This window comes from Rubritepida flocculans DSM 14296 (assembly GCF_000425365.1).
Taxonomy (GTDB): Bacteria; Pseudomonadota; Alphaproteobacteria; order Acetobacterales; family Acetobacteraceae; genus Roseococcus; species Roseococcus flocculans.
Window position 1 is genome coordinate 1 of record NZ_AUDH01000024.1, and the last position, 23,457, is coordinate 23,457.

Here is a 23,457-nt window from a genome sequence, read left to right on the forward strand (position 1 = left end):
TGCCCGGCCAGCACCGCCTTGCGCCGCGCGCCACCACGCGCCGAAGCGGTGGTCGCCCCCGTCGCCGCACGGCGCGCCAGCGCCTTGTAGATGTAGGAGATGCTCACCCGGAACAGCGGCGCCACCTCGCGCACGCGCAGTCCGCCGTCCACCGCCGCCAACACGCGCTCACGCAGATCCTGCGAATACGCTTGGCCAGATCGCCACGTCATCGCCGCCTCCGGTTTCAGCTCCGGAGACCGATGAATCACGCATCAGCGCCGTGCCGGAATCCCCGATCGCGATTCCAGTCGATGTGAAATGGCTCTGGTTCCTGTCTACACCCCCAGCCCGTCGGGCTCCAGCAGCAGCACCGGCTCGCCATTTCCGAGCACGCCCACCCCGCCCACGCCCGGCGTGCCGGCGAGGGCCGGGTGCAGCGGCTTGAGCAGCAGATCCGTCCGCCGCCCCAGCCGGTGCACGGCCAGCGCCAGCGCGCCTGAGGGGCGGGCCAGCACCACCACCGCCTGCGCCTCGGCCGGCGGCAGATGCAGCAGCGCCTCCAGGCTCGCCTCGCTGCGCGCGCCATGCGCCTCGCCGGGGCGCAGCACGCTCTCCACCCGGCTGGCGGGCAGCGCATAGGGGTGGCCGCCCGCCTCCACCAGCAGCACGGGCTGGATGGCGGCGGTCAGCGGCAGGTCGAGCACGAAGCGCGCGCCCGCGCCGCGCCGGCTCTCCACCCTCAGGCTGCCGCCCGCCCGGCGCGCCGCCTCCTGCACCACATCGAGCCCCACGCCGCGGCCCGAGGTCTCGCTCACCGCCTCGCGCGTGGAGAAGCCGGGCAGGAACAGCAGCGCGTGGATCTCGGCGGGGCTGAGGCGCGCCGCCGCCTCGGCGGCGACGAGGCCGAGCGCCACGGCCCGCGCCAGCACCCGCTCCTCCTCGATGCCGCGCCCGTCATCGGCGAGGCTGACCACGAGCCGGCCCGGATGGCGCTCGGCGCTCAGCGTCACGGTCGCGGTGGCGGGCTTGCCCAGGGCGCGCCGCTCCTCGGGCCGCTCGACGCCATGGTCCACCGCGTTGCGGATCAGATGGAGAAGCGGGTCGGCCAGCAGCTCCGCCAGGCCGCGGTCGAGCTGCACCTCCTCGCCCCGGACGAGGAGCTGCACCTGCTTGCCCTCCGCCTCGGCGGTGGCGCGCAGCGCGCGCGGCAGGCGCAGCGCGAGGGAGGAGAAGGGCACGACGCGCAGCGCCAGCACCGCCTCGTCGAGCTGGCCGAGCGCGATGGAGAGCCGCCCGCCCGCGCGCTCGGCCGCGCCCTGGGCGGCGCGCAGCCGCTCCAGCGCCCCGGCGAGCCGCGCCGCCGTTCCGGCCGGCAGCCGGCGCTGCAGCGCGGCCAGCTCCTCGAGCGCGGCGCGCGCCTCGGGCGCGGCCAGCGCCTCGCCCAGCGCCAGGGCGGCGGCGCGCAGCTCCGCCTCCAGCGCGATCACCGCATCGATCCGGTCCTGCCGCACGCGCATGGTGGGGGCGGGGGGAGGGGCGTCGGCCGGGGCGAGTTCGAGCAGCGCCGCGCCATCAGGGTCCGCCTCGGCGCGCAGCGCGGCGATCTCCTCGGGCGGAAGGTCGCTGGCGAGGAAGAGGTCGAGCGCCTCGGGCGGGCCGGCGCTGCCCAGCACCTCGCCCGCGCGGGCGAGGAAGGGCTCGGCCTGCGCCTCGGCGCCGGGCAGGGGGCCGAGGCGCAGCCGCCAGATGCGCCGCCCCTCGGCCAGCGCGGCGGCGGCGCGGGCATGGGCGGCGGGCGGCAGGGCGGCGGCCAGCCGCGCGGTGAGCGGCGGGGGAGGGGGGGCGAGGCGCTCGCCGAGCGGCGCGAGCGGACGCGCACGCAGCGCCTCGGCGAAGGCCGCGCGCTGGGCGGGCGCGAGGGGGCCGCGCCGGGCGAGATCGAGGATCTGCCAGCCCAGGGCGGCGGCCCCCGCATCGCCCAGCGCCTCGCCCGAGGCGGCGAAGTCCTCGGCGGCCTCGGCCAGGGCGGCGGGCGCGGCCTCCAGCGCGGCGGCGAGCGGCGCGGGGTCGGGCGCGCCGGGCAGGCTGAGTCCCGCCCCTGCGGGCTGGCCGGTCGCCTCCTCCAGCAGCCGCAGCGCGACGCGCAGCCGGCCGAAGGCGGGCAGGGGCGCCTCGGCCCGCGCGACAGCCTCGAGCAGCGCGGCGAGGCGCGGCAGGCCCGCCGCGCGCGCGGCCTCGGCCAGCGGCAGGGCGCGGGCGGGCGCCTGCAGCACCGCCGGCAACTCCTCCTGCAGCCGCGAGGCCAGGCTGAGGCGCAGCGGATCCCCCGCGCGGGGGGCGAGGGGCGGGGCGGCGGCGGCATCGGCATCGCTGGCGCGCCCATCGGCCAGGGCGGAGAGCTCGGCCAGCAAGGCGGCCGGGGGAGGGAGATCCTGCCGCCGCTCCAGCAGCGCCGCGCGCTGGGCGCGCAGCCTGTCCACCGCCGCGAGCAACAGCCGGCGCGTGGGCGCATCCAGCGCGCGCTGCCCGGCGCGCACCTGGCCCAGAACATCCTCGGCCCTGTGCGCGAGCCCGCCCATGCCCGTGGCGCCGATGGCCGCCGACATGCCCTTGAGGCTGTGCATGGCGCGGAACAGCACATCCACGCGCCCCTCGCCGGAGAGGCCTTGCTCCAGCGCGTCCAGGTGCTCGGCCGTCTCGGCGGCGAATTCCTGCCAGAGCGGATCCTCGGCCTCCATGCTCAGCCCCCTGCGGCCTGGCGGGCCGCGGCCAGGATCGCCTCGCCCGCGCGCGCGGCGAGATCGGGCGAGAGCGCGCCCGAGGGCTTGGCCACCGCCCCCCATGCGCCGCGCCGCAGCACCTCCAGCGCCGCGGCGCTGCCCGGCTGCGCGGCGGAGGAGACGACGAGCACCGCCCCCGGCCCCGTCAGCGCCCATTCGGCGAGGAAGCCCATGCCGTCGAGCCGCGGCATCTCGAGATCGAGCAGGGTGAGGTCGGGCGCCAGGGCGCGCAGGGCGGCCAGGGCCTCGACGCCGTCCGCCGCCTCGCCCACCACCTCGAAACGCGGCTCCGCGGCCAGGATGCCGCGCAGCAGGCGGCGCATCATCGCGCTGTCGTCCACGATCAGGGTGCGGATGCGCGGCGGGGCGGCGGCCTCGCCCCCCTCCGCCAGAGCCGCGAGGCGCGGGGCGGCGGCCCGCCAGGCGGCGAGATCCTCGGCCTCCGCCAGCCCCACCAGCGCCGCCGCCAGGGCGGCATGGCCGATGCCCTCGGCCATGGCGCGCAGACGGGCCAGGCTGCGCCGCGCCGCCTCCGGCGTCTCGGCCTCCGCCAGCGCCGCGCAGCCCTCGGCGAACTCGGCGCGGAAGGCGGCGAGCAACTCGTCTTCCATCAGCCCGCCCCCCACAGCCGCCGCAGCCGCGCGCCGAGCACCGCGGGCGAGAAGGCCTCGGCGTTCGGCACGCGGCGGCGCGCGGCCTCGGGCATGCCGGCCACCACCGCGCTCTGCGGGGTCTGGACGAAGACGCGCGCCCCGAGCGCGGCGAGCGCCGCCGCCCCGGCCGCCCCGTCCTCGCCCATGCCGGTCAGCACCACGGCGCAGGCGGGAAGGCCGAGCAGGGCGGCGGAGCGGAAGAGCAGATCGGCCGAGGGCCGCACCGGCCCCTCGCCGGGCGCGAGGCGCAGCCAGAGCCCGCCCGCGCGGCGCAGCAGCACGCCATCGGTGGGCAGCAGCCAGGCCTCGCGCGGGGCGAGCGGCTGCTCGGGCCCGGCCGCGCGCACCGCCCAGCCGGCGCGCCGGGCGAGCGCGGCGGCGAGCTCCCCGGCGAGGCCCTCGGGCATGTGCTGGGCGATGACCATGGGGGCGGGCAGCGGCCCGCTCGCCTCGAGCAGCGCGGCCAGCGCGTCGGGCCCGCCGGTGGAGGCGGCCACCAGCACCAGGGGCGGGGCGGCCTCGGCCGCAGGGGCGGCGGCGGGGGCGGGGCCGGCGGGGGCGGGGCCGGCGCGCGCCGCCCGCGCCCAGTGGCGCAGCCGCGCCCGCAGCGCGCGATCGAGATGCGCGAGATCGAGCCCGCCGAGCCCCGTCTCCTTGCTCACGTAATCGGCCGCGCCGGCGGCCAGCGCGGCGAGCGCGGCCGGGCTCTCGTCCCGCGTGTGCTGGCTGACCATGACCACCGCCGGGGGATCGGGCAGGGCCATGATGCGGCGGGTCGCCTCGATGCCGCAGAGACGGGGCATCTCCACATCCATCACCACCACCGCGGGCCGGCAGCGCTCCACCGCGCCGAGCGCGGCCTCGCCGTCCGCCGCCTCGCCGACCACGCGCAGGTCGCCCTCCGCCTCGATGATCCGTCGCAGGGCGAGGCGCATGAAGGCGCTGTCGTCCACCACCAGCACGGGGATGGGCGCGCTCATGCCGCAAGCCCTCGCGGCGCGAGAAGGGGCAGCGGCTCCGCGCCCAGCCGCGCGACGGCGGCGACGAGACCGCCGCCGGCGGGCAGGATCTCGGCTTCCGGCGCGCGGCGCACGCCCAGCACCTCGCTCACCGCCAGCAGCCATCCGGGCTCCAGGGCGAGGCGGATGAGCGGCGCTTCGCCCCCGGCCAGCACGGGCTGCCCGCCCAGCGCGCGGCCCGCGTCGCGCACCGGCAGCACCGCGCCGCGATGGGCGGCGAGCCCCGCCACCCCCCGGGCCGCGGCCTCCGGCGGCGCGGGCAGCAGGCGCTGCGGGGCCAGCACCGCCGCCACCGCCTCGGCCGGCAGGGCGGCGATCATGCCGCCCGCGCGGAACAGCACCAGGGCGCGCTCGGCCCGGGCCGCGGGCGGGGCGGCGGGGCGATGCAGGGGGGCGGCGGCGAGGGCCGCCGCCGCCTGGGGCGAGGCGAGCCAGGCCTCGAAGAGCCCGAGCGCGGGGGTGGCGGGGCCGGCGGCGATGCGCTGCGCCGGCAGGCCGATGCGGCGGCCCGCCGCCTGCAGCACCAGCAGCCATTCCGGCACGCCCGTCTCGCCCCCGCCGGCCGGTGCAGCGAGGTCGAGCACCAGGGCCGGGGCGCCGCCCGCCTCCGCCAGCCCCAGCACGGCGGGCAGGGCGCCGGGGAAGGGCCGCAGCGGAGGCATGGGCAGGATGTGCTCAGCCAGCGCCGCCGGCACGGCCAGCGCCACCCCGCCCAGGGCGAGGTGCAGCGCCGCTAGCCCCCCCGCCGCGCGGCGCCCGCCGCGCCCCTCGGCCCGGGGCGCGGGCGGGGCGGGCCCGGAGGGCGGCCGGGGGGGCAGGGGCGCGGGGAGCGCCTCGCCCCCGGTCCAGACGAACCATCCGCCGCCGGGCAGGGGGCGCGGCGTCTCAGCCATGGCCCGCCCCCAGCAGCCCCTCGGCCAGCGCCTCCGCCCCCGGCGGCGCGCGGTCGGTGGGGCCGAGCGCGAGCACCCCGCCCGGGCGCAGCAGGGCGAGCAGATGGCCGAGCACGCGCCGCCGCGCGGCGTCGGTCAGATAGACCAGCACATTGCGGCACATCACCACGTCGAAGGGCGCCTCTCCCGGGAGCCCCTGCAGCAGATTGGCGCGGCGGAAGCGCGCCATCTCGCGCAGCGCGGGATGCAGCGCGGCCTCGCCCCCGGCGCCGAGGAACCAGCGCCGCATCGCGTCCGGCACATGCTCGAGCGGCGCGCCGAGCCCGGGGGCGATGACGCCCCGCGCCGCCGCGCCGAGCGCGGGCCGGCAGAGATCGACCCCCAGCACCTCGACCGCGAGGCCGGGGGTGGCGAGCCGCACCTCCTGCGCGAGCGCGGCGAGGGTGAAGACCTCCTCGCCGGTGGCGCAGCCGGCCGAGAGCAGGCGCAGCGGCCGGCCCTGCGCCCGCGCCGCGGCGGCCAGGGCCGGCAGCCGCGCGCCGAGGGCGAGGCATTGCTGCGGGTGGCGGAACAGCCGCGTCTGCTGCACCGTCACCGCATCGAGCAGCGCGGCCCAGCCCGGGGCGTCGTGATGCTCGGGGCCCGGCCAGCAGCCGGGCAGCAGAGGCGCGGCGCGCAGCAGCCGCCCGGCCAGCACCGGCGAGGGCGCGAGCCCGGCGATGCGGGCCAGCGCCTCGCCGGCGGCCCGCAGGAGCCCCGCCTCGGGCGCGGCCCCGTCCAAGCGCCTCATACCAGCGGCCGCTGATGTCGGCTCCTGAGGAGCCGGCGCGGCCGCTGGTATGCCTTTGTTTTGGCGCGCAGCCGCCACGCCAACCCTGCGCGCGATACGGTCGGCATGTCCTGCCGACCGTATCAGCCGGCGGCGGCGGCGGCGCGGGAGTCGAAGGCGGGGATGATCTTGTCGAACCCGCTGATCTCGAACACCTCGCGCACGGCGGGCTGCAGCCCCACCACGCTGAAGCCGCGCCCCGCCGCCTTGGCCTGCTTCGCCGCCTTGAGCAGCACGCGCAGCCCGGCCGAGGAGACGTAGCGCACCGCCGAGAGATCCGCGATCACGCCGCCCTTCTCGAGCATCGCCAGCAGCTTCGCCTCGGTCGCCGGGGCGGTCGCGGTGTCGAGCCGCCCGTCCAGCACCGCCACGCCCATCGCGCCTTCGGTCGTTTCGGTGATCTCCATGCGATGCGTCTCCTTGGGTGTTCCGCGCAGTCTAGGCCTCGAGGGGGAGCGTGCAAACCAGACGGTTGCGCCCCTCCCTGCGCTCGTAGCGGGGGGCGCGCGTCATCTCGCGCAGGAAATGCACGCCGAGCCCGCCCACCTCCCGCGTCTCCAGCGGCGCGGCGGTGTCGGGGGCGGCGGCGCCGAGCGGGTCGAAGGCCGGCCCGTCGTCCTCGATCGCAAGTTCGAGCCCCCCCTCGGCGGGCCGCACGCTGAGGGCGAAGAAGCTGGCCCCGGTGGCGTGCATCGCGACATTGGCCGCAAGCTCTTCCGCGATCAGCGCGAGGCGCATGGCGACCGCGGGCGGCAGGGCGGAGGCCTCGGCATAGGCCTCCAGCGCGTCCAGCAGGGTGGCGACATTCCCGGGGCTGGGGGCGAGGCGCAGGTGGAAGGCAGGCTCCAAGGCGGGCTCCAGGGGCGAATCGTCCGGACGGGACGGGCCGCGAGGCTAACGCGCCCAGGGCCTCGATGTCCCGTCCCGCGCGCGGGCGCGCGATCCGGTTGACCCCGAGGGCGCTGCGTGCGGCAAGACTTCTCCAGACCGGCCGCCGCTTGTCGCCTCCGCATGGTGAAGGCGGCGCGGCCGCCGGCGAATGCGCCCCATATCCGCCGCCTCGCCCTGCTGGAGCGCGAGAGGGAGGTTTGACAGCCGCCTTCCCCGCGGCGGATGCTCGGCGGACAGGGAAGGAGACGGGCCATGAACGACGGCCTGCCGCAGCGGGCCACGCCTGCGGAGTTCGAGGCGTATCTGGACGGCGTCCGCCGCCTGGTGCGCGAGCGGCTGATCCCCGCCGAACCCAGGCTGGACGGCGAGGAGACCCTGCCCGAGGACCTCACGCGGCTGCTGCGCGAGGCGGGGCTGTTCGGCATCTCCATCCCGACGCGCTACGGCGGGCTGGGCTTGACCATGGAGCAGCAGGTGCGCGTGATGTTCGAGGTGACGCGCGCCTCTTCCGTGTTCCGCGCGCGCTTCTCCACCACCATCGGCCTCGGCTCGCAGCCCATCCTCTACAACGGCAGCGAGGCGCAGCGGCGGGAATGGCTGCCGCGCATGGCCTCGGGCGAGGTGACGGCCGCCTTCTGCCTGACCGAGCCCGAGGCGGGCAGCGACGCGGGGGGGCTGCGCACCGCGGCGCGGCGCGAGGGCGAAGACTATGTGCTGGAGGGCGTGAAGCGCTACATCACCAACGCCCGCCAGGCGGATGTGTTCATCGTGATGGCGCGCACCGACCCCGCCTCGAAGGACGCCTCGGGCATCTCCGCCTTCATCGTGCCGGCGGGCACGCCGGGCCTGCGCTGCGGCCCCGCCGACCGCAAGATGGGCCAGGACGGCAGCGCGACCTCGGAGGTGTTCCTCGAGGGGGTGCGCGTGCCGGCCGCCAACCTGATCGGCGGGCGCGAGGGCGGCGGCTTCAAGACCGCGATGCGCGGCATCAACCACGCGCGGCTGCATGTCGCCGTCACCTGCGTCGGCCAGGCCGAGCGGCTGATCGAGGAGACGCTGTTCCACGCCATGAACCGCCGCCAGTTCGGCCAGCCGCTCGCCGAGTTCCAGATGGTGCAGGGCAGGCTCGCCGACATGCGCGCCGAGACGCTGGCCGCGCGCAGCATGATCCTCGAGACGGCGCGCGCCTTCGACGCGGCGGGCGAGGCGCAGGGCCCGCTGGTGGCGGACATCGCCTGCTGCAAGCTCTTCGCCTCCGAGATGGTGGGCCGCGTGGCCGACCACGCGGTGCAGATCCACGGCGGCGCGGGCTACATGAGGGGCACGGCGGTGGAGCAGCTCTACCGCGACGTGCGGCTGTTCCGCATCTTCGAGGGCGCCTCGGACATCCAGCGCCTCGTCATCGCCCGCGACATGATTAAGGGAGCCCGCGCATGAAGCGCCGTTCCATCCTGGCGGCGCCCGCGCTGCTCGCGCTGCCGGCCCGCGCGCAGCCCTGGCCCTCGGGGCCGGTGCGCATCGTCTCGCCCTTCACGCCCGGCGGGGCTTCGGACCTCGCGGCGCGCTTCGTCGCCCAGGCGCTTCAGGCCGCGACCGGCGTGGGCGCGGTGGTGGAGAACCGCACCGGCGCGGGCGGCAACATCGGCATGGAGGCGGTGGCGCGCGCCGCCCCCGATGGCGGCACCTTCGTCATCGCCGCCGCGGCGGCCGCGATCAACCAGACGCTCTACCGCAACCTTCCCTTCGACCTGCTGCGGGATTTCGCGCCCGTCACCGTGGTGATCGAGGTGCCCAACCTGCTCTCGGTGCACCCGGCCGTGCCCGCGCGCACGGCGGCGGAGTTCGTCGCCTGGGCGCGCGCGCAGCGCGGCGGCGTGACCTATGGCTCGGCGGGGATCGGCACCATCCCGCACCTCGCCATGGCGATGCTCTGCGCGCGCGCCGGGATCGAGGCGACGCACATCCCCTTCCGCGGCTCCGCCCCCGCCATCACGGAGCTGATCGCGGGCCGCATCCAGGCGGTGCTGGAGAACCTGCCGCCCCAGGCGCCGCACATGCGCGCGGGCACGATCCGCGGCCTCGCCATCTCCTCGGCCGCGCGGCACCCGGATTTCCCGGAGCTTCCGCCGCTGGGCGCGGAGCTCGGCTGGCCGGATTTCGCGCCGGTGGCCTGGCAGGCGGTGATGGCGCCCGCCGGCACGCCCGAGCCCATCGTGGCGCGCATGGCCGAGATCGTCGGCACCGCGCTGCGCGTGGAGGAGAACGCGGCGCGGCTGCGCGCGACCGGCGCGCTGCCCTCGGGCATGCCGCCCGCGGCCTTCCGCGCCTTCCTCGCGCGCGAGGTGGAGGCCTGGGGCCGCGCGGTGCGCGAGAGCGGCGCGACGGTGCAGGGGTGAGCGCGCCCATCCTCACCCGCGCGAGCCGCCTGCTCGGCATCCGCTATCCCATCGTGCAGGGCGGGCTCGCGCGCGTGGCGCGGGCGGAGCTCTGCGCCGCCGTCTCGGCGGCCGGGGGGCTCGGGCAGATCGCGACCGCGGGCCTCGACGGCCCCGAGGCGCTGCGCGCCGAGATCGCGAAGGTGCGCGCGGCGACCGATGCGCCTTTCGGCGTGAACTTCCCGCTGGGGCGGACGGACATCACCGCCATGCTGGAGGTGGCGCTGGAGGAGGCCGTGCCCGTCATCGCGCTCACGGCCGGCAACCCCGCGCCCTGGATCAAGCGCATCGCGGGCCGCGCGAAGGTGCTGGTGCTCATCGCGGGGCCGGAGCTCGCGAAGAAGGCCGAGGCGGCGGGGGCCGATCTGGTGGCGACCGTGGGCTATGAGGGCGGCGGCCATCTCGGCCTCGGCGACGAGACGACGATGGTGATGGTGCCTCGCGTGGTGCGCGCCGTCTCCATCCCGGTGCTCGCCTCGGGGGGCATTGCGGACGGTGCGGGGCTGCTGGCCGCCCTCGCCCTCGGGGCCGAGGGCGTGGAGATGGGCACGCGCTTCGTGGCCTCCGTCGAGGCGCGCGCGCATGCGCGCTACAAGCAGGCGCTGGTGGAGTCGCAGCCGCAGGACACGGCGATCATCAAGCGCAGCCTGCGCCAGCCCGGGCGCGTGATCCGCACGGCCTACACCGAGGCGCTGAACGCGCGCGAGGCGGCGGGCGCCGGCCCCGAGGAGCTGGTGCCGCTGATCGCCGGCGAGGTGAACGAGATCGGCGTGGGCGAGGGGCGGCTCGCGGAGAGCTATGTCTGGGCCGGCCAGGCGGTGGGGCTGATCGAGGAGGTGCTGCCGGCGGGCGAGATCGTGGCCCGCATGGCGCGCGAGGCGCATGCGGGGCTGGCGCGGCTAAGGGCGATGCTTCAGCCCACCGGGTGAAGCGGCGGCCTGCCCTCGATGAGCACGGCGGCGAGGTTGTCGAGCGCGCGGTGGCCCATCGCGTCGCGCGTCTCGATGGTGGCGCTGCCCAGATGCGGCAGCAGCGCCACGTTCTCCAGGCCGAAATAGCCCTCGAAGATGCGTGGCTCGCCGTCGTACACGTCGAGGCCCGCCGCGCGGATGTGGCCGGACGTCAGCGCGGCCACCAGCGCCGCGTCGTCCACGCTGCCGCCGCGGCCCGTGTTCACCACGAGGCTGCCGGGCTTCATCATCGCGAGCCGCTCGGCGTTCAGCCATTTGCGCGTGGCCTCGCCGCCCGGGACATGCATGGAGAGCACGTCGATGGTGGAGAGGAAGGAGGCGTCGCTGTCGTGGAACCGCGCCCCCTGCTCGAGTTCGGGCGGCAGGCGCGCGATGTCGCGGTAGTGGATCTCCATGCGGAAGCCGCGCGCCATGGCCGCGAGCTCGCGCCCGATGCGCCCCATGCCGAGGATGCCGAGCTTCTTGCCCTCCAGCGTCACGCCCATGAGCTGGGTGGGCGCCCAGCCCTCCCACCGGCGCGCGCGCACCATCCGCTCGCCCTCGCCGGCGCGGCGCGCGGCCATGAGCATCAGCGTCATCGCGCATTCGGCGGTGGCGAAGCTCAGCACCTCCGGCGTGTTGGTGACGGTGATGCCCCGCGCCCGCGCCGCCGCCACGTCCACATGGTCGTAGCCCACGCTGAAGGTGGCGATCATGCGCACGGAGGCGGGCAGGGCCGCGATGGTGGCAGCACCCATCGGATCGCCCGCCGCGCAGAGGATGCCCTGCGCACCGGCCTCGGCGGCGCGGCGCGCGATTTCCGCGCCGTCGCGGAACCAGGGCGCGTCGTCGGGGTTGAGCCGCGCGTCGAACTGCGCCGCCGCGCGCGCCTCGATGGCGGCGGGGAGCTTGCGGGTCAGCAGCAGAACGGGCTTGGGCATCGGCGTTTCCTGCACGGGCTTTGCGAGTGCGCGGCACCATAACGGAGCCGACCTGTCTTGCCAGAGGGGGCGGCGCGCGGCAGGAAAAGCGGCGCAACGCTGGAGGGAGTTGAGGCGATGGATTTCGGGCTGAAGGGGCGCCGCGCGCTGGTCATGGGGGCGTCGAAGGGGCTCGGGCGTTCCATCGCGGAGTGCCTCGCCGCCGAGGGGGCGCATCTCGTCATCTCCGGGCGCGAGCAGGCGAGCCTGGACGCCGCCTGCGCTGAGCTGCGCGCGCTGGGCGCGGCCTCCGCCAAGGGGATTCCCGCCGATGTGGCCGAGGGCGCGCAGATGGACGCGCTGGCCGCGGGCGCGCTGGCCGCGATGGGCGGCGTGGACATCCTGGTGCAGAACCATGGCGGCCCGCCGCCCGGCCCCGCGCTGGAGGTGACGGAGGAGGCGCTCTCCACCTGGTTCCAGCGCATCGTGCTCTCGCCCGTGCGGCTGACCAACGCGCTGCTGCCGGGCATGCGCGCGCAGAAATGGGGGCGCATCATCAATGTCGGCAGCACGGGCATGCTGCAGCCGCTGCCCAACATGGTGCTCTCGAACACGCTGCGCGCGAGCATCATGGGCTGGATGAAGACGCTCTCGGCCGAGGTGGCGCATGAGGGCGTGACCTGCAACATCGTCGCCCCCGGCGCGATCCGCACCGACCGCAGCCTGGAAACCGCGGCGAGCCTCGCCAAGCGCCAGGGGAGGAGCGTGGAGGAGGTGATCGCCGAGCGCAGCAAGACCATCCCCGCCGGGCGCTATGGTCTGCCCTCGGAATACGGCCCGCTCGTCGCCTTCCTCTGCAGCAACCAGGCCGCCTACATCACGGGCTGCGTGCTGCGCGTGGACGGCGGGATGGTGCGCGGGTGGTGATGGCGCCCTCCGACCGGCCGGCGCGTGTGCGCCTGGCGGCTGACATCGGCGGCACCTTCACCGATGTCGCGCTCGAGGCCGAGGACGCGGAGCGGAGCGTCACCCGCTGGACGGCCAAGGTGCTCACCACGCCGCACGCCCCCGAGCTCGGCGTGCTGGAGGGCGTGCGCGTCGCGCTCGCTCGCGCGGGCCTCTCGGCGGCGGACGTGACGCTGATGATCCACGGCACCACGCTCGCCACCAATGCGCTGATCGAGCGCAAGGGCGCGCGGACGGCGCTGCTCACCACCGAGGGCTTCCGCGACGTGCTCGCCCTCGGCAACGAGAGCCGCTACGACCAGTACGACCTCAACATCGAACTGCCCGAGCCTCTCGTGCCGCGCCGCTGGCGTCTGCCGGTGCCCGAGCGCCTCGACAACACGGGCCGCGTGCTGCGCCCGCTCGACGAGGCGGCGCTGCGCGCGCACATCCCCTTCCTGCGCGCGGAGGGCATCGAGGCGCTGGCCATCGGCTTCCTGCACGGCTTCGTGAACCCCGCGCATGAGCGCCGCGCGGCCGAAATCCTGCGCGAGGAGTGGCCGGAGCTGCCCGTCTCCCTCGCCAGCGAGGTGAGCCCCGAGATGCGCGAGTGGGAGCGCTTCTCGACCACCGTCGCCAACGCCTATGTGCAGCCGCTGATGGCGCGCTATCTTGGCCGGCTGGAGGCGGGGCTGCGCGAGATGGGCATGGGCGCGCCGCTCTTTCTCATGCTCTCGGGCGGCGGGCTGACGACCATCGAGACGGCCGCGCGCTTCCCCATCCGCCTCGTGGAGAGCGGGCCCGCGGGCGGGGCCATCTTCTCCGCCCATGTCGCGCGGCAGCGCGGGCTTGAGAAGGTGCTCAGCTTCGACATGGGCGGCACCACGGCGAAGGTCTGCCTCATTGACGGCTTCGCGCCCCAGGCCTCGCGCAGCTTCGAGGTGGCGCGCGTCGGGCGCTTCAAGAAGGGCTCGGGCCTGCCGCTGCGCATCCCCGTCATCGAGATGGTGGAGATCGGCGCGGGCGGCGGCTCGCTGGCCTCTCTCGACGCGATGGGCCGCATCCAGGTGGGGCCCGAGAGCGCCGGTGCCATGCCGGGGCCCGCCTGCTACGGGCGCGGTGGCACGAAGCCCGCGGTGACGGATGCGAACCTCGCCCTCGGCCGCTACGACGCGGCGAGCTTCGCCGGCGGCACGCTCGCGCTGGACGCGGCGGCGGCCGAGCGCGCCCTTCGGGAGCATGTCGGCGCGCGGCTCGGCCTCGAGCCAGGCATGGCCGCGCTCGGCGTGGTCGAGGTGGTGGACGAGAACATGGCCAACGCCGCGCGCGTCCACGCCATCGAGAGCGCCAAGAGCTATGAGGGGCGCGCCATCATCGCCTTCGGCGGCGGCGGCCCCGTCCATGGCTATCGCGTGGCGGAGAAGATCGGCGTGGAGCGCATCCTCGTCCCCTCGGGCGCGGGCGTCGGCTCCGCCATCGGCTTCCTGCGCGCGCCCGTGGCCTATGAGGTGGTCAAGAGCCTCTACACGCGCTTCGGCCGCTTCGACCTTGCGGGCGTGAACGCGCTGCTCGCGGAGATGAGTGCGGAGGCCGCGCGCACCGTGGCCGCGGGCAGCTTCGGCGCGCCCACCACGGAAACGCGCCTCGCCTACATGCGCTATGTGGGGCAGGGGCATGAGATCGCCGTCGCCCTTCCCGCACGGCCGCTGACCGAGGCCGATGTGCCCGCGCTGCGCGCGGCCTATGACGCCGAGTACACGCGCTTCTACGACCGCCCCGTGCCCGGCAGCGACGTCGAGGTGCTGAGCTTCGCCGTCACCGTCTCGACCGTGGTGGAGGAGGTGCTGCCCGCCGCCGAGGTGGAGGATGCGCCCGCCCCCGCGCCGCTGCGCGTGCAGCAGGTGCGCGACACCGCGACGGGCGAGGTCTCGCCCTGGCCGGTCTATGACCGCGCGGCGATGGCCCCGGGCGCGCGCGTGGCGGGCCCCTGCATCGTGGCGGAGGACGAGACCTCGACGCTGGTGGGCCCCGGCTGGTCCTGCCGGATGGACGGGCTCGGCTACCTCGAACTCACGAAGGAGCGCGCGGCATGAACGCCCTCGCCACCATCCAGCGCCAAATCCAGTGGAACCGCCTCATCGCGGTGGTCGAGGAACAGGCGCAGACCATGATCCGCACCGCCTTCTCGACCACGGTGCGCGAGGCGGGCGATCTCTCGGCCGGCATCTTCGACCTCGAGGGCCGGATGATGGCGCAGGCCGTCGCCGGCACGCCGGGCCATGTGAACTCCATGGCCGAAAGTGTGGGGCATTTCCTCGCGAAGTTCCCCGCCCACACCATGCGGCCGGGCGACCACTACATCACCAACGACCCCTGGCTCGGCACGGGTCATCTGCACGACCTGACGGTGGTGACGCCCGCCTTCCGCAACGGGAAGATCGTGGCGCTCTTCGCCAACACCGCGCACATCATCGACATCGGCGGCCTCGGCATGGGGCCGGAGGGGCGCTCGGTCTTCGAGGAAGGCCTCTACATCCCCATCGTGAAGTGCTTCGACCAGGGCCGCCCGAACGAGACCTTCTTCGACTTCCTGCGCGCGGGCAGCCGCACGCCGGTGGAGCTGGAGGGCGATGTCTATTCTCTCTGCGCCTGCAACGACGCGGGGGCGAAGCGCCTCGTCGAGATGATGGACGAGTACCGGATGGAGAGCCTCGACGCGCTCGCGGCCTTCATCTTCGAGGCCAGCCTGCGCGCCACCGAGGAGGCCATCGCCGCCCTGCCGCGCGGCAGCTTCGCCGCCGAAATCCGCTCCGACGGCTACGAGGCGCCGGTCGTGCTGCGCGCGACCATGCGCACGGAGGAGCGCCGCATCCTCGTGGATTTCGCCGGCACCTCGGGCCTCTCCACGCGCGGCATCAACGTGCCCCCGGCCTATTGCCGCGCCTATTCCTGCTTCGGGATCAAGTGCGTCGTCGCCCCCGAGATCCCGAACAACTGGGCGAGCCTCAGGCCCTTCGAAATGATCATCCCCGAGGGCTGCATCCTCAACGCGCCGCGGCCCTATCCGGTCAGCGTGCGCCACGTCATCGGCCAGCTTCTGCCCGACCTGATGATGGGCTGCCTCGCCCAGGCGGTGCCGGAGCGCGTGAACGCCGAGGGCAGCTCCGCGCTGTGGAACCCGCCGCTGCGCGGCGGGGCGCAGGTGAGCGGCCAGGCGGCGGAGGTGGAGGATTTCGAGATCATCACCTTCAACTCCGGCGGCACGGGCGCGCGGCCGACGAAGGATGGCCTCTCGGGCATCGCCTTCCCCTCGGGCGTGCGCACCATGCCGGTGGAGGCGACGGAGAACGTCGCCCCCGTGATCTTCTGGCGGAAGGAGCTGCGCCCGGATTCTGCGGGCGCGGGCCGCACGCGCGGCGGCTTCGGGCAGATCATGGAGATCGGCGCGAAGAACGACGCGGAGTTCGCGGTGAACGCCATTTTCGACCGCGTGGCGAACCCGCCCAAGGGCCGCTTCGGCGGGCTGGACGGGGCGCCGGGCTGGGTCGGGCTCGACGACCCGAACGGCACGGTGCTGCGCACCAAGGGCTTCCAGGTGGTGCCGAAGGGCCGGCATCTCGTGCTGAAGCTGCCCGGCGGCGGCGGCTATGGCGACCCGCGCGCGCGCGACCCCGCCCTGGTCGCGCGCGATGTGGCCAATGGCCTCGTCAGCGAGGAGGCGGCGCGGCGCCTTTACGGCTGGGCGGGCTGACGCCGCCCCCCGTCAGCGCTTCCCGCCGCCGCGCCGATACTCGTCGCGGAGGATGGCCATGAGCTGGTTGTTGTCGCGCCCGGCGTGCGTGTAGATGAAGATCACGGCGAGGCCGCGGTCGCCGATGCAGCGGATGGAGATGTTCTCCTCCCCGCGCCAGCCGAAGACGGCCTGCCGGTCCTGCGCGATGGTCACGCGGAAGCCGGTGCGGCCGATGGCGTCGGCGGCCGTGGCGATGCACTGGTCCTGGTTGCCGGCATTGGCTTCCCAGCCCGTTGTCACGGTGGCGGCCTGCGCGGCCGGTATGGCGGCTGCGAGCAGCGCGGGCACGGCGAGATGCGGCAGGCGCATCGGTCCTTCCTCCTCTCTTGTTTCGCTGAAGCCTACTCGGTCGCGCGGCCCGGGGGCCAGCGCCTCGTGCGGGCGAGCCCGAGAAGGCCGGCGGCGGCCATGCCGGCGGCGAACCCGCCGCCGAGGCCGAGCGCGAAACCGAGACGCAGCCCGCAGCGCGCCGCGCGCAGGGGCAGGCAGACGAGACGCAGCACCATCGACTCTCTCCCTTCCGCGGCGCGGGGCTACCCCTCGCGCGCGCTCGTCACCATCGCCCCATAGACGAGGTTCTTGAACAGCATCCGCGTGTGCACGCGGTTCGAGGGGCCCTGCGCCATGAACACGCCCACCAGCCGCTCCGCGCGGTCGATGGTGAAGCTCGTGCCCCAGGCACCGGCCCACATCGCATCGCCGGGCGAGCCGGGCGCGACGGCCATCCCCTCCGCGAGGCGGACCCCGAAGCCGAGGCCGAAGCCGTAGCCCGGGCCCGTGCTGGCGGTGGGCGCGCCGCCCATGCCCAGGATGTGGTTCGAGAGCATGTAGTTCACCACCGGCGCGGAGAGGTAGCGCCGTCCCTCGAAGACGCCGCCATTGGCGATCATCTGCGCGAAGCGGAAATAGTCCATCGAGGTGCCGATCATCCCCGCCCCGCCCTTGAGGTAGCTGCGCCCCGCCTCGTTCTGCTCGATGCGATAGGCGCGCCACATGGGCGCGGTGAGCGGGTCGGAGGCGATGCTCTCCGCAAGCCGCGGCCGCCGCCCGGGGTCGAGCCACCAGACCGTATCACGCATCCCGAGCGGCCCGGTGATGCGCTCCTCGATCAGGCGGTCCAGGCGCTGGCCGGAGACGCGCTCCAGCAGCAGCCCGAGCACATCGGTGCTGATCGAGTAGAAGAAGGTGGTTCCGGGCTGGAAGGCGAGGGGGATCTGCCCCAGCGCGCGCAGCATCTCCTCGCCCGGGACCGGCCCGTTGCGCGCCTCGATGTCGTGCCGCTCGTAGAGCTCGCGGATGCGCGGGCTCGGCGAGGCGGCGGCATAGACGAAGCCCGAGCTGTGCCGCAGCAGATCCTGCACCGTGATCGGCCGCGCCAGCGGCACATCCTCCACGCGCTCGCCCTGGCGGAGTTCCACCTTCAGCTCGCGCAGCTCCGGCAGCCAGGTGGCGATGGGGTCGGAGAGCTTGAGCCGCCCCTCCTCCATCAGCATCAGCGCCGCCACGCTGGTGAGCGGCTTGGTCATGGAGGCGAGCAGGAAGATCGCCTCCGTGTGCATCGGCCGCGTGCGCGCGTTGTCGAGATGCCCGTAGGCCTGGTGGTGGATGATCCGCCCGTTGCGCGCGATCAGCGCCACCGCGCCGTTGAAGCTGCCGCGCTCCACCTCGCGCGCCATCGCCGGGCCGAAACGCTCCAGCCGCGCGCGGGAGAAACCCTCGATCAGGAACTCCGGCCGCTCGATCTCGGCGGCGCGCAGCGCGGCCGGGGCGGGCAGCAGCGCGCCTGCCGCGAGCAGGGCGAGAGGGCGGCGTGCGAGCATGCTCATGTCCTCACCAGCGGGCAGCCGCCTTCGGCGAGGGGGCGGAAGGCCTCCTCCGCCGGGACGGTGGCGCGCAGCTTGTAGAAATCCCAGGGGCCGCGGCTCTCGGCGGGCGACTTGACCTCGAACAGATAGGCGGGGTGGATCTTGCGGTTGTCCTCGCGGATGCGACCCGGGCCGAAGGCGTCGTCGTCGGTGGGCATGCGTTTCATGACGTTGATCACCTCGATGCCGGAGGCCTTGGCCCGGGCCGCGCCGAGCTCCGCCACCGCCTTGAGGTAGTGGACGGCGCAGGAATAGGTGCCCGCATGCTCCTGGTTCGGCATGTTCTCGGGCGTGCGGCGCAGGATGCGGCGGGCGAGGCCGCGGGTGCGGTCGTTGAGGTCGTGGTAGAACACCTCGCACATCACCATGCCCTGGGCGGATTCGAGCCCGATGGAGCGGATGTCCTGCACGAACATGATCATGCCCGCGAGCTGCTGGCCGCGCCGCGTGAGCCCGAACTCGTGCGCCTGCTTCACGCAGTTCTGCATGTCGCCCGCCGCCATGGCGAGGCCCACCACCTTGGCCCGGCTCGCCTGCGCCTGCACGAGGAAGGAGCTGAAATCGGTGGTGCCGGGGAAGGGGTAGCGGGCCGAGCCCATCACCCGCCCGCCCGCGCGCGTGACGAACTGGCTGGTGTCGCGTTCGAGCTGATGGCCGAAGGCGTAGTCGGCCGTGATGAAGTACCAGCTATCCCCGCCGGAGCGCACGGTGGCGCCGCCCACGACATTGGCGAACATCCAGGTGTCGTAGGTCCAGTGGATGGTGTGGGTGCTGCACTGCGCGCCCGTCAGCGCGGAGGAGGCGGCGCCGGAGGCGAGCTGCACCTTGTCGCGCTCGCGCACCAGGTTCGCCACGGCGAGCGCGATGGCGCTGTTGTTCACCTCGCAGATCATGTCCACGCCCTGGGTGTCGATCCAGCGGCGGGCGAGGGCGAGCGCGGCGTCGGGGCGGTTCTGGTGATCGCCCTGCACCACCTCGACCTGGATGCCGCGCGCGGCCATGCCGAGATCCTCGATGGCCTGCTGCACGGCGGCCACGGAGGTCGGCCCCGAGGTGTCGCGATAGGGGCCGGAGAAATCGGCCAGCACGCCGATGCGGATGGTCGCGTCGCGCGGCTGGGCGCGGCCGGGCAGGGGGGCGGCGGCGAGCGCGGCCCCGCCCGCGAGCGCGGCGCGGCGGGTCATCTCGGTCATGGTCGGTTCCTTCCCCGTCTGTTTTGCGGGGATGCTGCGCGCCCTCAGGCCGGGGCGCAAGTGCGTTGATCGGCCTCGATGCGGCCGTCGCGCAGGCTGACCATGCGGTCGAAACGGTCGAAGATCTTTTCGTCATGCGTGACGACGAGCACGGCCACCCCCTGCTCGCGCGCCACCTGGCGCAGCAGCGCCATGACGACGCGCGCGCGCTCCGAGTCGAGCGCGGCGGTGGGCTCGTCGGCCAGGATGATGGCGGGGCGGTTGGCCAGCGCCCGGGCGATGGCCACCCGCTGCGCCTCGCCGCCCGAGAGCTTGGCGGGCATGGCATGGGCGCGCCGGCCCACGTCGAGGTGATCGAGCAGCGCGCGGGCGCGCCGCCGCGCCTCGGCGAGCGGGGTGCCCGCCAGCGTCATGGCCAGCGCCACATTGTCCGTCGCATCCAGGAACGGGAGAAGGTTGTGGAACTGGAAGATGAAGCCGATGCGCGTGCGCCGCAGCGCGCGCAGATCCTTGATGCGCCAGCCGCCCTCCCAGACCGTCTCGCCCGCGAGGCGCATCACCCCCGCATCGGGTTCGAGGATGCAGGCGATGACGTTGAGCAGCGTGGACTTGCCGCTGCCCGAGGGGCCGCGCAGCCCCACCACCTCGCCGCCCGAGACGCTGAGATGGATGTCCGTCAGCGCCTGCACCCGCGCCTCGCCCTGGCCGAAGCCCTTGGCGATTCCGGCGAGCTCCACGAGCGGCGCGCTCATCCGCCCAGCGCCTTCGCGGGGTCTATGCGCAGCGCCGCGCGCACGCCGAGCAGGCTCGCGAGCAGGCAGATCGCGAAGACGACGAGGCCCACCCCCGCCACCTCCTCCGGCCCCAAGGCGACGCGGCGGGGGAAGGCGTCCTTGCCGGAGAGGACGAGGGCGGTGGCCAGGGCGAAACTCGCCGCGCCCATCAGCAGCGCCTGCTGCATCACGAGGGCGACGATGGTGCGATCCGGCGCGCCGATCAGCTTGAGGGTCGCGATCTCGCGCAGCTTGTCCATGGTGAGCATGTAGACGATCAGCGCCACGATCACGCCGGAGACGAGCAGCAGCACCACGGTGAAGAGGCCGAGCTGCCGGCGCGCGCGCTCCACCACGCTGCGCGTCAGCACCTCCTCCTGCTCGGCCGCCGTCAGCGCCGCGAGGTGCTTCCAGCGCCGCAGCTCCTCCGCCAGCCGCGCCGCGTCCGCGGCGGGATCGAGCCGCGCGATCACGGCGTTCACCGTGTCCTGCGAGGGGGCCGCGCCGCCCGCGGCCTGGGCGCGGCGCGCGGCGGGCGGGTTGAGGCGGAACTGGATCTCCTGCGCGTCGCGCAGCGCGATCCAGGCCAGCGGATCGCCGCCGGAGGAGACGGTGCGCGCCGTCAGCCCCACCACGGTGAAGCGCAGCCCCGCGATCTCCACCACCGCGCCGACCGGCAGGCGGGCGCTGCGGTCGAGCACCATCTCGCGCCGCGCCCCGCCGGGCGGGCGGCCGGCGACCGTGGCGGGCGGGCCGCCAGGGCGATCCAGCTCGAAACCCACGAGCTGCAGGCGCAGCGAGGCCCCGATCCGCTCGCGCCCGGTCTCGTCGCGGAAGGCGCCGGCCGCGGAGGCGGCGGCGGTGCCGGCCACGCGCGCCTCCACGGTCTGGAAGGTCACGCTGCCCGCCTCGCGCACGCCGGCCAGGCGGGCCACCGCCTCGCGCGTATCGCCGGGGATGCGGCTCGCCTCCGCGAAGGGGCCGCGGGTGCCGCCCTCCACCACCCAGAGCTCCGCGCGCAGCGCGCGGGAGAGCGCGAGCGCCTCCTCCACCACGCCGCGATAGATGCCCACCATGGCAAGCGCGACGCCGAGCAGCAGCGCGAGCCCCGCGCAGGTCAGCAGGAAGCGGCCGAGCTTGTGGCGGATGTCGCGCAGCGCGAGGTTCACGGCATCGCGCGCGCGGCGCGCCCTTCGCGGAAACCGGGCTCGATGCGCGTGGCCACCGCGAGCCCCGCCGGGGTGTCGGGCGCGAGGGCAAGGCGCGAATCGAGCGTGCGCGCCACGAAGGCGACGCGCCGGCGGCGCAGCACGCCGTTCTCCACTACCCAGACCATGCCCTGGCTGCCGTCGAAGCCCAGCACGGCGGCCTCGGGCACGAGCCGCGCCTCGGCCAGCCGGCCCGTCTCGATCTCCACGCTGATCTGCTCGCCCAGCACCGGGCGCTCGGGGCAGCGCTCGCAACGCAGGTTCACGCGCCGCTCCTCCGTCGTGCGGTCGGCCTCGAGGCCGATGCGGACCACGCGGGCGGGAAAGACCTCGCCGGGCAGGGAGCGCAGCCGCACCATGGCGGGCTGCCCCTCGCGGATGCGCCCCGCGCGCGCCTCGTCCACATGCGCGAGCGCCCAGAGGCTGTCGGGCGGGATCAGTGTGAACACCACCTCGCCCGGCGCCAGCGCCACGCCGGGCTCGCGGTGCCGGGCGATGACCAGCGCCTCGTAGGGCGCGCGCAGCTCGTGCTTGGCGAGGGCGGTGCGCTCGGCGAGCAGATTCGCCTCGGCGTCGGCCAGGGCGGCGCGCGCCACGGCGAGATCGGCGCGCGCCACGGCGAGGTCGGCGGCGGCGGAGGCGGCCTCGGTTTCCGCGATCTCGGCGGCCTCCACGCTCGCCGTGCCGCGATTGGCGAGCTCGCGCCGCCGCTGCGCGAGGCTGCGCTTCTGCTGGTACTGCACATTGGCCCGCTCGACGACGGCCGCGACCCGCCCCTGCTGCGCCTGCGCGGAGGCGAGCACGGCCTCGGCCCGGGCGAGGCGCGCGCGCTGCGAGGCCGCATCGAGCCGCGCGAGAACGGCGCCGGCGGGCACCCGGTCGCCATGGTCGGCCAGCACCTCGAGCAGCACGCCGGAGACCTCGAAGCCGACGCGCGAGAGCACCTGCGCCTCGACGGTGCCGAGGCCGAAGACGCGCAGCGGCACATCGCGCTCCACCTGCGCCACCTGCACGGGGATGGGCCGCTGCTGCCAGAACCAGAGGCCGCCGGCCGCGAGCAGCAGCAGCGAAAGGGCGAGAAGCGCGCGCTTCATGAGGAGATCCTGTGGCCCGCGTCGAGGGGATGCACCGAGACCATCTCCGCCGCGGCCCAGAACACGAGCAGGGCAAGCCCCGCCTCCCGGCGGATGGAGCGCGCCAGCCGCGCGCCCGCGCCCGGTTCGCCGCGCGCCAGCGCCGGCACCAGAAGAAAGCGATGGCGGGCCGCGAGCGCCGCCATCGCCGCCACCAGCAGAAGCTTCGCCATCATTCCCCAACCATACCAGGAGGCCAGGAGGAGATCCCAGCGCCGGACGAGCAGAATGGCCAGCAGCAGCCCCGTGCCGGCCAGCACCCCCACCGCCGCCGCGCCGAGCGGCAACCAGCGCGCGAGCAGCGCGCCATCGCCCGCCTGCGCGGCGCGCCACAGCAGGGGCAGGCTGCCCACCCAGAAGCCCACCGCCATGAGGTGCAGCGTGACGAGGGCGGCCAGCTCCTGCCTCGGCCGGTAGAGGGTGGAGTGGCCGAGCGCGGCGTAGCTTGCCGCCACCATCAGCGCGCCCATCGCCGCCAGCGCCGTCGCCGCCGTCCAGCGCAGCGTCCCGCCCAGCAGCAGGAGCAGCCCGGCGAGCCGCAGCCAGAAGGCGTCGCCGATGCGCGAGATCATCATGGCCTGCCAGGTCGCGCCGTCCAGGGCGCTCTCGCCGCCCGTCAGCACGAGCGCGCGCAGCGGCAGGGAGGCGAGCGAGACGGCGATGCCCGCCAGCGCGGCGGCCAGCAGCCAGCGTCGCGCCAATGCGCGCGGGGCCTCGCCCAGCCCCGACCCGGCCAGGGCGAGGAGCAGACCCACTCCGGCCGCCGTGAGGGAGGTGGCGTAGAGCCCCGCGCGCAGCAGCACTGTCGCGCCGTCGAGCAGGCTCGGCTCCGGCTGGAGGAATTCGAGGATCATGGCGTCACCGTGAAGCGGATCGCGCCGCGGATGGGGTGGCCATCGGCCGAGATGGCGCGCCATTCCAGCACGAAATCGCCGGGCGGCAGCGGCGCCTCGGGGGTGGCGCGCGCCTCCTGGGCGGGCTCGGCGCCGGCCTGCCGCCGCAGGGCGATGGTGCGGCCCGAGGCGTCGCGCAGCCGCAGCGCCGTGACCTGCACGCGCTCGTTGAACCGCAGGAGAATCTCCTCGGGCGGCGCGGCGAGGCGCGCGCCCGGTGCCGGGACGCTCCCGCGCAGCTCGGAATGCGCAAGGGCCGGCCAGGGCAGCAGCAGAGACAGAAGAATCAGGCGCCTCATCGG

24 protein-coding genes are annotated in these 23,457 nt (G+C 75.2%); 6 read left to right on the top strand and 18 right to left on the bottom strand.

Annotated elements, in window-relative coordinates; translation table 11 throughout:
* The 8 genes from H596_RS23480 to H596_RS21865 all read right to left on the bottom strand — a co-directional run.
* Window positions 1–212: IS630 transposase-related protein (locus H596_RS23480; protein WP_245584027.1), on the bottom strand; the 212-nt coding region annotated here is incomplete at its 3' end.
* A 105-nt stretch (window positions 213–317) separates the two neighbouring features.
* Window positions 318–2,720 carry an ATP-binding protein gene (locus H596_RS0114980; protein WP_027285569.1) on the bottom strand — a complete coding sequence of 801 codons (2,403 nt, stop codon included), beginning with the start codon at window positions 2,718–2,720 and terminating at the stop codon, window positions 318–320.
* Between the two features lie 2 nt (window positions 2,721–2,722).
* Window positions 2,723–3,373, bottom strand: coding sequence for a response regulator (locus H596_RS23045; RefSeq protein WP_156910143.1), 651 nt, complete (start codon window positions 3,371–3,373; stop codon window positions 2,723–2,725).
* On the bottom strand, window positions 3,373–4,395 hold the full coding sequence (locus tag H596_RS21855) for a chemotaxis protein CheB (RefSeq protein WP_051213154.1): 1,023 nt from the start codon (window positions 4,393–4,395) through the stop codon (window positions 3,373–3,375). The genes H596_RS23045 and H596_RS21855 overlap by 1 nt, the downstream gene beginning before the upstream one ends.
* Window positions 4,392–5,327 carry a chemotaxis protein CheW gene (locus H596_RS0114995; RefSeq protein ID WP_027285571.1) on the bottom strand — a complete coding sequence of 312 codons (936 nt, stop codon included), beginning with the start codon at window positions 5,325–5,327 and terminating at the stop codon, window positions 4,392–4,394. Before H596_RS0114995 ends, H596_RS21855 begins: the two co-directional genes overlap by 4 nt.
* Complete coding sequence (locus H596_RS21860; RefSeq protein WP_084602846.1) at window positions 5,320–6,117, bottom strand: CheR family methyltransferase; 798 nt, start codon at window positions 6,115–6,117, stop codon at window positions 5,320–5,322. Before H596_RS21860 ends, H596_RS0114995 begins: the two co-directional genes overlap by 8 nt.
* A 122-nt stretch (window positions 6,118–6,239) precedes the next feature.
* Window positions 6,240–6,563, bottom strand: a complete 324-nt coding sequence (locus tag H596_RS0115005) for an STAS domain-containing protein (RefSeq protein WP_027285572.1) — start codon at window positions 6,561–6,563, stop codon at window positions 6,240–6,242.
* Window positions 6,564–6,594: 31 nt separating this feature from the next.
* A complete protein-coding gene (locus H596_RS21865) occupies window positions 6,595–7,005 on the bottom strand; it encodes an ATP-binding protein (protein ID WP_037301683.1) in 411 nt (136 codons plus the stop codon).
* Window positions 7,006–7,299: 294 nt separating this feature from the next.
* On the opposite strand from H596_RS21865, the gene H596_RS0115015 reads away from it, so the two are divergent.
* From H596_RS0115015 to H596_RS0115025, 3 genes are read left to right on the top strand one after another with little or no spacing between them, the layout of a single operon-like run.
* Entirely contained in the window at window positions 7,300–8,484 is a 1,185-nt protein-coding gene (locus H596_RS0115015; RefSeq protein WP_051213160.1) for an acyl-CoA dehydrogenase family protein, read from the top strand.
* Window positions 8,481–9,443: a Bug family tripartite tricarboxylate transporter substrate binding protein gene (locus H596_RS0115020; RefSeq protein WP_027285574.1), complete on the top strand. Its 963-nt coding sequence runs from the start codon at window positions 8,481–8,483 to the stop codon at window positions 9,441–9,443. The genes H596_RS0115015 and H596_RS0115020 overlap by 4 nt, the downstream gene beginning before the upstream one ends.
* Complete coding sequence (locus tag H596_RS0115025) at window positions 9,440–10,411, top strand: NAD(P)H-dependent flavin oxidoreductase (protein WP_211225290.1); 972 nt, start codon at window positions 9,440–9,442, stop codon at window positions 10,409–10,411. The genes H596_RS0115020 and H596_RS0115025 overlap by 4 nt, the downstream gene beginning before the upstream one ends.
* Here H596_RS0115025 and H596_RS0115030 read toward each other — a convergent pair.
* A complete protein-coding gene (locus H596_RS0115030; RefSeq protein ID WP_037301686.1) occupies window positions 10,396–11,373 on the bottom strand; it encodes a 2-hydroxyacid dehydrogenase in 978 nt (325 codons plus the stop codon). The genes H596_RS0115025 and H596_RS0115030 overlap by 16 nt on opposite strands.
* Window positions 11,374–11,490: 117 nt before the next feature.
* On the opposite strand from H596_RS0115030, the gene H596_RS0115035 reads away from it, so the two are divergent.
* Genes H596_RS0115035 through H596_RS0115045 form a run of 3 tightly spaced genes read left to right on the top strand, consistent with a single transcriptional unit; the run spans window position 11,491 to window position 16,048 of the window.
* Window positions 11,491–12,279 (top strand): SDR family oxidoreductase, encoded by a 789-nt coding sequence (locus H596_RS0115035; RefSeq protein ID WP_027285577.1) that lies wholly within the window; start codon window positions 11,491–11,493, stop codon window positions 12,277–12,279.
* Window positions 12,279–14,390 carry a hydantoinase/oxoprolinase family protein gene (locus tag H596_RS0115040; protein WP_027285578.1) on the top strand — a complete coding sequence of 704 codons (2,112 nt, stop codon included), beginning with the start codon at window positions 12,279–12,281 and terminating at the stop codon, window positions 14,388–14,390. Before H596_RS0115035 ends, H596_RS0115040 begins: the two co-directional genes overlap by 1 nt.
* Window positions 14,387–16,048, top strand: coding sequence for a hydantoinase B/oxoprolinase family protein (locus tag H596_RS0115045; RefSeq protein ID WP_027285579.1), 1,662 nt, complete (start codon window positions 14,387–14,389; stop codon window positions 16,046–16,048). Before H596_RS0115040 ends, H596_RS0115045 begins: the two co-directional genes overlap by 4 nt.
* A gap of 12 nt (window positions 16,049–16,060) precedes the next feature.
* Here the strand turns inward: H596_RS0115045 and H596_RS0115050 are convergent, their stop codons facing one another.
* From H596_RS0115050 to H596_RS0115090, 9 genes are read right to left on the bottom strand one after another with little or no spacing between them, the layout of a single operon-like run.
* Entirely contained in the window at window positions 16,061–16,399 is a 339-nt protein-coding gene (locus H596_RS0115050) for a hypothetical protein (protein WP_027285580.1), read from the bottom strand.
* A 32-nt stretch (window positions 16,400–16,431) separates the two neighbouring features.
* The gene (locus tag H596_RS23890; RefSeq protein ID WP_156910144.1) at window positions 16,432–16,596 is read right to left on the bottom strand and encodes a hypothetical protein; all 165 of its coding nucleotides are present in this window, start codon (window positions 16,594–16,596) and stop codon (window positions 16,432–16,434) included.
* 27 nt (window positions 16,597–16,623) lie between these two features.
* Window positions 16,624–17,910 (bottom strand): serine hydrolase domain-containing protein, encoded by a 1,287-nt coding sequence (locus H596_RS0115060; protein WP_027285581.1) that lies wholly within the window; start codon window positions 17,908–17,910, stop codon window positions 16,624–16,626.
* Window positions 17,911–17,912: 2 nt separating this feature from the next.
* The gene (locus H596_RS0115065) at window positions 17,913–19,148 is read right to left on the bottom strand and encodes an ABC transporter substrate-binding protein (protein WP_027285582.1); all 1,236 of its coding nucleotides are present in this window, start codon (window positions 19,146–19,148) and stop codon (window positions 17,913–17,915) included.
* 44 nt (window positions 19,149–19,192) lie between these two features.
* Window positions 19,193–19,900 (bottom strand): ABC transporter ATP-binding protein, encoded by a 708-nt coding sequence (locus H596_RS0115070; protein WP_027285583.1) that lies wholly within the window; start codon window positions 19,898–19,900, stop codon window positions 19,193–19,195.
* Entirely contained in the window at window positions 19,897–21,090 is a 1,194-nt protein-coding gene (locus tag H596_RS0115075; RefSeq protein WP_027285584.1) for an ABC transporter permease, read from the bottom strand. The genes H596_RS0115070 and H596_RS0115075 overlap by 4 nt, the downstream gene beginning before the upstream one ends.
* Window positions 21,087–22,223 (bottom strand): efflux RND transporter periplasmic adaptor subunit, encoded by a 1,137-nt coding sequence (locus tag H596_RS0115080; protein ID WP_027285585.1) that lies wholly within the window; start codon window positions 22,221–22,223, stop codon window positions 21,087–21,089. Before H596_RS0115080 ends, H596_RS0115075 begins: the two co-directional genes overlap by 4 nt.
* The gene (locus H596_RS21870) at window positions 22,220–23,116 is read right to left on the bottom strand and encodes a CopD family protein (RefSeq protein ID WP_051213163.1); all 897 of its coding nucleotides are present in this window, start codon (window positions 23,114–23,116) and stop codon (window positions 22,220–22,222) included. Before H596_RS21870 ends, H596_RS0115080 begins: the two co-directional genes overlap by 4 nt.
* Window positions 23,113–23,454, bottom strand: coding sequence for a copper resistance CopC family protein (locus H596_RS0115090; protein ID WP_027285586.1), 342 nt, complete (start codon window positions 23,452–23,454; stop codon window positions 23,113–23,115). Before H596_RS0115090 ends, H596_RS21870 begins: the two co-directional genes overlap by 4 nt.
* Window positions 23,455–23,457 lie beyond the last annotated feature (3 nt).